Origin of the sequence: Kitasatospora sp. NPDC088779, assembly GCF_040685395.1 — a bacterium.
Lineage (GTDB): Bacteria > Actinomycetota > Actinomycetes > Streptomycetales > Streptomycetaceae > Kitasatospora.
Map to the genome: position 1 here is coordinate 89,553 of NZ_JBFBHW010000033.1, position 6,000 is coordinate 95,552.

The 6,000-nt window shown below is 72.5% G+C and carries 7 protein-coding genes; 2 read left to right on the forward strand and 5 right to left on the reverse strand.

Going from position 1 to position 6,000, the window contains the following annotated elements; translation table 11 throughout:
- Window positions 1-2 precede the first annotated feature (2 nt).
- Together AB0P03_RS27265 and AB0P03_RS27270 are read right to left on the reverse strand one after the other, a co-directional pair.
- Entirely contained in the window at window positions 3-269 is a 267-nt protein-coding gene (locus AB0P03_RS27265) for a metal-sensitive transcriptional regulator (protein ID WP_363582589.1), read from the reverse strand.
- Between the two features lie 144 nt (window positions 270-413).
- Window positions 414-770: a PRC-barrel domain-containing protein gene (locus tag AB0P03_RS27270; RefSeq protein WP_363582771.1), complete on the reverse strand. Its 357-nt coding sequence runs from the start codon at window positions 768-770 to the stop codon at window positions 414-416.
- 235 nt (window positions 771-1,005) lie between these two features.
- On the opposite strand from AB0P03_RS27270, the gene AB0P03_RS27275 reads away from it, so the two are divergent.
- Window positions 1,006-1,836: an SAM-dependent methyltransferase gene (locus AB0P03_RS27275; protein ID WP_363582587.1), complete on the forward strand. Its 831-nt coding sequence runs from the start codon at window positions 1,006-1,008 to the stop codon at window positions 1,834-1,836.
- A gap of 256 nt (window positions 1,837-2,092) precedes the next feature.
- Window positions 2,093-2,818, forward strand: coding sequence for a DUF4097 family beta strand repeat-containing protein (locus tag AB0P03_RS27280; RefSeq protein WP_363582585.1), 726 nt, complete (start codon window positions 2,093-2,095; stop codon window positions 2,816-2,818).
- 48 nt (window positions 2,819-2,866) lie between these two features.
- Here the strand turns inward: AB0P03_RS27280 and AB0P03_RS27285 are convergent, their stop codons facing one another.
- The 3 genes from AB0P03_RS27285 to AB0P03_RS27295 all read right to left on the reverse strand — a co-directional run bounded on the left by AB0P03_RS27285 (window position 2,867) and on the right by AB0P03_RS27295 (window position 5,686).
- Window positions 2,867-3,517: a hypothetical protein gene (locus AB0P03_RS27285; protein WP_363582583.1), complete on the reverse strand. Its 651-nt coding sequence runs from the start codon at window positions 3,515-3,517 to the stop codon at window positions 2,867-2,869.
- Window positions 3,518-3,725: 208 nt separating this feature from the next.
- Window positions 3,726-4,400 (reverse strand): response regulator transcription factor, encoded by a 675-nt coding sequence (locus AB0P03_RS27290; protein ID WP_363582581.1) that lies wholly within the window; start codon window positions 4,398-4,400, stop codon window positions 3,726-3,728.
- Window positions 4,397-5,686: a histidine kinase gene (locus tag AB0P03_RS27295; RefSeq protein WP_363582579.1), complete on the reverse strand. Its 1,290-nt coding sequence runs from the start codon at window positions 5,684-5,686 to the stop codon at window positions 4,397-4,399. The genes AB0P03_RS27290 and AB0P03_RS27295 overlap by 4 nt, the downstream gene beginning before the upstream one ends.
- Between the last annotated feature and the right edge of the window lie 314 nt (window positions 5,687-6,000).

The following is a 6,000-nucleotide window of genomic DNA, read 5'->3' on the forward strand; positions in this document are numbered from 1 at the left end:
GCTTATGCCAGGGCGAGGAACAGCTTCTCCAGCTCGGCCTCGCTCATCGGCGGGGTGTCCTCGTCGGAGGCGGCCATGCACTGGCGCATGCCGCTGGCCACGATCTTGAACCCGGCCCGGTCCAGGGCGCGCGAGACCGCCGCGAGCTGGGTGACCACGTCCTTGCAGTCACGGCCCGCCTCGATCATCGCGATCACCCCGGCCAGCTGGCCCTGGGCACGGCGCAGCCGGTTCAGGACCGCGCCGACCGACTCCTCGTCCACCTGCATGTCCGGGCCGCCTTTCGCATCGACTGTCGACTGACAACTGTACCCGGTGGGGTATCCATTCCCGGGCGGGGCGATGCGGGCGGGGGCACTGGGGTGTTCGGCGGTTCAGCGACGGTGTTCAGCCGCTTTGCTCGGCGGCTGTGCTCAGCGGCGGGCGAGGCGGCGCTCGCCACCGGCGCCGGTCTCGTACGGGAGCCCGTAGTGCGCGAACACGGTCGGTTCGTCCTCGGCGGGCAGGACGTCGTCGGTGCCGATCGACGGCGCCTGCTTGACCTGGTTCTTCGGGAACGCCACCTGGACGTAGTCCGGCCCGACGACCGCCCCGTCGAGCGGGACGAACACCAGGCGGCGCCTGGTCACCAGGCCGACCGCGACGGTGGCGAAGAACGGCTGGTCGGTAGCCGTCTCCACGTAGACGGACTCCAGCGAGCCGATGCGATGGCTCTTCTCGTCGACCACGGCGTGGCCGCGCCATTCGCGGATGTCTGCCATAGCGATCACCACAGCGTCGGACCTCCTGTTCCCCGGTCTTTCCGCTTCCGTCGCCCGACAACGGTTCGCCGCCGGGACCTCCCATCCTCCGCCGGGACGACCAGGGGCGCGCGATGGGCGACGAAAACGGACATACAGGGGTGACCTGACCAACCGCCACCAGGGCCGTGACCTGGGCTTTAGGCTGTCCGCCGAGGGAGTTGCAAGCAGATCACCCGATCGTCAACAGACGGAGGCAGCGGCCGTGGGACACGACGACCTGTGGGAGTCCGGCGAGGCCGGAACCCCGGCCGACCTGCGGCCCGACATCCCGCACCCGGCCCGGATGTACGACTACTACCTCGGGGGAAAGGACAACTTCCCCGCCGATCGGGCCGCCGCCGAGAAGGCGCTCGCCGCCAATCCGGAGTTCCGCTCCACCGCGCGGGCCAACCGGGGCTTCCTCACCCGCGCGGTGCGCTGCGTCGCCGACCTCGGCATCGACCAGTTCCTCGACGTCGGCACCGGCATCCCCACCGCCGGCAACACCCACGAGATCGCCCAGGCCGCCGATCCCGGGGCGCAGGTCGTCTACGTCGACAACGACCCGATCGTGCTCAGCCACGCCCGCGCCCTGATGTCCGGCACGGGCCCGGGGCGGACCGCCGTCCTCCAGGCCGACCTGCGCGAGCCGTCCGCCGTACTCGCCGTCGTCGAGGCCGCGGGGCTCCTCGACTTCTCCCGACCGGTCGGCCTCGTCCTGGCCGCCGTCCTGCACTTCCTGCGCGACGAGGACAAGCCCCATCAGGCGGTCGACACACTGATGGACGCGCTCCCCTCCGGCAGCCACCTCGTCCTCTCGCACGGCACTGCCGACTTCATCCCCGCCGAGGTCCGCGACCGCGTCACCGGCATCTACGACAAGGCCACCGCCCCCCTCGTCGGCCGCACCCGGGACGAGGTCCGCGCCTTCTTCGACGGCCTCGACCTCCTCGACCCCGGCATCACCACCGTCCCCCTCTGGCGCCCCGACACCGCCCCCGCCTCCGGCGCCGACCGCGTCAGCATCTACGGCGCGGTGGGTCGCAAGCCCTGACAGCTCCCCGGAACGAATATACCGACCGGTCTACAGATTCATCCCGGGGCGACGGCGGGGGCGACGGCGGGCGCGGGTAGGCCCAGGTGGGGGTGGGTGGAGCGGCGCCGGGGGGCTGGCTGGAGTCGCTTTAGGGGGGTTAATACCACCGACCGGGGCCACCACGTGCGGTTACTGTCGTCGGGACGGCTCCGGACGGGGGCGGTCATCAGGGGCTATCGCGCAACAAGCAGCGCAGGACACATGGGGGACGAACATGGGCAGGTACCACCGTTTCGCGGGGGCTCTCGTGGTCGCCGGGCTCTCCGCCGGGGTGCTCAGCGCCTGCAACCCGATCGGGACCAACTTCACCGACGACGCCACCGTCACGGACAAGATCACCGGCATCCGCCTGGACAGCGACGCCGGGGAGGTGACCGTGCGCGGCAAGGCCGGCGCCACCCAGGCCGCCGTCCACCGCAACATCACGTACCGGAGCGGCAAGCCGGGCGCGAGCACCCGGGTGGACGGCGGCCTACTGGTGCTCGGCGGCTGCGGACGCAACTGCTCGGTGGACTACACCGTCGAGCTGCCGCCGGGGCTGCCGATCACCGGGGGGACGTCGGCGGGCGGGATCAAGCTCACCCAGGTCGGCGACGTCTCGGTGCACACCAGCTCCGGCGACATCACGCTCGACGACGTGGCCGGGCCGGTCGACGTGCGCACCGACAACGGTGAGATCAAGGGCACCTCGCTCAAGGGTGACCGGGTCAGCGCCAAGACCGACAACGGCGGGATCAAGCTCACCCCCGGCAAGGCCCAGAACATCACGGCGAAGACCTCCAACGGCGAGATCAACGTGACCGTGCCGACCGCCTCCTACCACGTCACCGCCTCGACCGACCTGGGCGAGAAGCACATCGGCGTCCAGAACGACCCGAACGGCCAGTACAAGCTGGACCTCGGGACGAACATCGGCGAGATCACCGTCAAGACGGGCTGACCGCCCCGGCCCCGCCGGGGGGCGTAGCGGGGCCGGGGGCAGGGGTGGTCAGAGACCGACCTGGACCTCGGCGCGGTGCCGGATGTACTCGTCGGGGTGCGCCCTCGCGATGGCCACCGCGGCCTCCACCAGGGCGTGCAGCCGCGACGGGTAGGCACGCGGCACCAGGGGCAGCCCGGGGAGGATGCAGCGCCGCACGTCCAGGTCCTCGTTGGCGACGAACTCCCGCAGCGCGGCCTCGTACCAGGCGTCCCGCACGGTCGACCCCTCGTCGGCGGCGGCCGTGCTGCGGCCGTCCCCGACCGACAGGGACGTCCAGTACCAGGCCCGGGCGGCGCCGGCGCGCTCGGCGTCGGTGCCGGTGTGCAGGTAGCCGAGCAGGGTCAGCCGTACCCGGCGCTGGCCGAAAGCGAGCAGGGCCGGCTCGACGAAGCGCCGGTTGAAGCTCGGGTTGGGGTCGTAGACCGCCGCCTCCAGCAGTGCCTCGAAGTACTCCTCGGGCAGGTCGGTACGCCCGGAAAGCGCCTTGTGGACCTCCCACCGGGCCGCGCTCGGGAAGTCCGCCCCGTGCGCGGCCTCAGCCCCGAGCAGGCGGAGCAAACGCGTCAACCGCAGGTCGAACTCCTGCGATCCGTCCGCCGTGCGCCCGGGCAACGGCTGGAGAATCCGCACCTCGCCTGCCGTGTCCTTGGTTTCCACGAACACCCTCCTCATCCTGAGTCATCGGCAGACTACTCGCTGATACACCAGTTCGGAGGTCGTTTTCGGGCAGGCTGGAATTCAGATCACCGACATATGGCCGGAGTTTGACGGTCGATCAGTCCTGCTACCGCCGCAAACCAGGCGAGTTGGACGGACGGATCGGCAGGCGGGCCGGCGGACGGGTCGGCGGGCGGGCCTTCGCCGGTCAGGCCGGACGGCCCGGCGGGACCAGGCCGGACTGGTAGGCGATCGCGACGAGTTGGGCCCGGTCCCGGGCGTCCAGCTTGGCCATCGCGCGGTGGACGTGGGTGCGGACGGTGAACGGGCTGACGAACATCCGCTCGGCGATCTCCTCGTTGGTGAGGCCGGTGGCGGCCATCGACATCACCTCGCGCTCGCGCGCGGTGAGCACGGACAGCCGCTCGGCGGTGCCGCCGGCCGCCGGATCGGGCTGGGCGAGGAGTTGGTCGATGACGGCCCGGGTGGCGGCGGGCGAGAGCAGGGCGTCCCCGGCGGCGACGGCGCGGACGGCCGCGAGCAGTTCCGCCGGGTCCGCGCCCTTGCCGAGGAAGCCGCCGGCGCCGGCCCGCAGCGCCTGGGCCACGTACTCGTCGATCTCGAAGGTGGTGAGGATCAGTACCCGGGTGCCGGCCAGTTCCTCGTCGCCGCAGATGGCGGCCGTCGCGCCGAGGCCGTCGGCGCCGGGCATGCGGATGTCCATCAGGACGATGTCGGGGCGGGTGGCGCGGGCGAGTTCGACGGCCTGGTGGCCGTCGGCGGCCTCGCCGACCACCTCCATGTCGTCCTCGGCGTCGATCAGCACCCGGAACGCACCGCGCAGCAGCGCCTGGTCGTCCGCGAGCAGTACCCGGATGGTCATGCGTGGTCCTTGTCTACTCGAACGGCACGGTCTTCCCGGCCGGCCCGGTCCGCCCGTACGGCACAGCCACCGCGACCGGCGCCGTCGTCCCGGGCGCCGGTGCGCAGCGGAAGTTCGGCGGTGACCAGGAAGCCGCCGTCGGGCCGGCTGTCGGCGGTGAGGCGGCCGCCGACCGCGCCGGCCCGTTCGCGCATGCCGATCAGTCCGAAGCCGCCCTCGCCGGGGGCCGGGTGGGGCAGCAGGGCCTGCCGGGGGCGGGCGCTGGTCGGCGGGCGTCCGTTGGCGACGCTGACGGCGACCCGGCTGCCGCTGTAGGCGAGGGTGATCTCGGCGCCGGCGCCCTGGGCGTGCTTGGCGACGTTGGTCAGGGACTCCTGGACGATCCGGTAGGCGGTGAGGTCCACGCCGGGCGAGAGCGCGCGAGCCTCGCCCTCGACGGTGAGCCGCACCGGCAGGCCGGTGCGTTCGAAGGCGTTGATCAGCTCGGGAAGCCGGTCGAGGCCGGGGGCCGGTTCGAGTGGCGCGGGCTCCTCGGCTCGGCGCAGCAGGCCGACGGTGGCGCGCAGCTCCTGGAGCGCGGAGCCGGTGGCGTCGGTGATGTGGCTGAGCACCTCGCGCGCCTGGGTGGGGTGGCGGTCCATGAGGTAGACGGCGATGCCGGCCTGGGCATTGGCGAGGGCGATGTGGTGGGCGACGACGTCGTGCAGGTCGCGGGCGATCCGGATCCGCTCGTCCGCGACCCGGCGGCGGGCCTCCTCCTCGCGGGTGCGTTCGGCGCGTTCGGCGCGTTCCTCGATGGCGGCGAGGTGGGCGCGGCGGTTGCGGATGGAGTCGCCGAGGGCGCCGGGCAGCAGGGCCCAGGCGAGGACACCGATCCGTTGGCCGATCGGGCCGCCGCCGTCGCCGATCAGCGACGTGCCGGTGAGCAGGACGGCGGAGGCGATCGAGGCGCGCAGGGCGGTGGCGCGGTCGGTCCGGACGGCGAGGAAGTAGAGGGCGAGCAGCAGCGGGGTGGCCAGCCCGGGGGTGAGGCGGGGGGTGGTGAGGATGAGGGCCATCGTGCAGATCAGCGTGATGACGACCACTGCCCGCGGGTGCCGGCGGTGGGCGAACACGGTGACGGCGGAGACCAGCGCGATGGTGGCGCTGAGCGGCCTGAAGGAGATGACGTGGCCGGTCTGGTCGACGGTGACGCCGATGCCGGTCATCGCGATCAGCACGGCGCCGCCGACGGCGTCGAGCAGCCGGGGGTGGTCGCGGCGCAGCCGCTGCCAGGTGTCGCTCATCGTGGTGCTCTCCGGGTCGGGGGTGCCCTGGCGGCACCCTCGCCGGGTTCTGCCAGTTCGTGCCGAACCGCGCCCTGCCGGGCGGGGTGGGCCGGGTCGGGGGCCGCCGTGTGCGTGGCGGACCCCGACAGCAACGGTAACGGTAGGGATCGAACCATTGTCCGGGCCGGGGCCCGCCCCGTGGATCGGGACGGGCCCCGGCTGGTCCGCGGGGGGTCGGCCCTAGACCCGTCCTTCGCACATAACGAGTTCGGATGATGTGGTGATGCGACCGGTACCCCGGTGGGGTGCCGGTCGTTGAGCCTGGCGTGTCG

What these genes read in the sequence shown, in the direction of transcription:
- AB0P03_RS27265 (WP_363582589.1), bottom strand. Translation starts at nt 269, where the DNA reads ATGCAGGTGGACGAGGAGTCGGTCGGCGCGGTCCTGAACCGGCTGCGC.
- AB0P03_RS27280 (WP_363582585.1), top strand. Translation starts at nt 2,093, where the DNA reads ATGGGCAGGTACCACCGTTTCGCGGGGGCTCTCGTGGTCGCCGGGCTC.
- AB0P03_RS27290 (WP_363582581.1), bottom strand. Translation starts at nt 4,400, where the DNA reads ATGACCATCCGGGTACTGCTCGCGGACGACCAGGCGCTGCTGCGCGGT.
- AB0P03_RS27295 (WP_363582579.1), bottom strand. Translation starts at nt 5,686, where the DNA reads ATGAGCGACACCTGGCAGCGGCTGCGCCGCGACCACCCCCGGCTGCTC.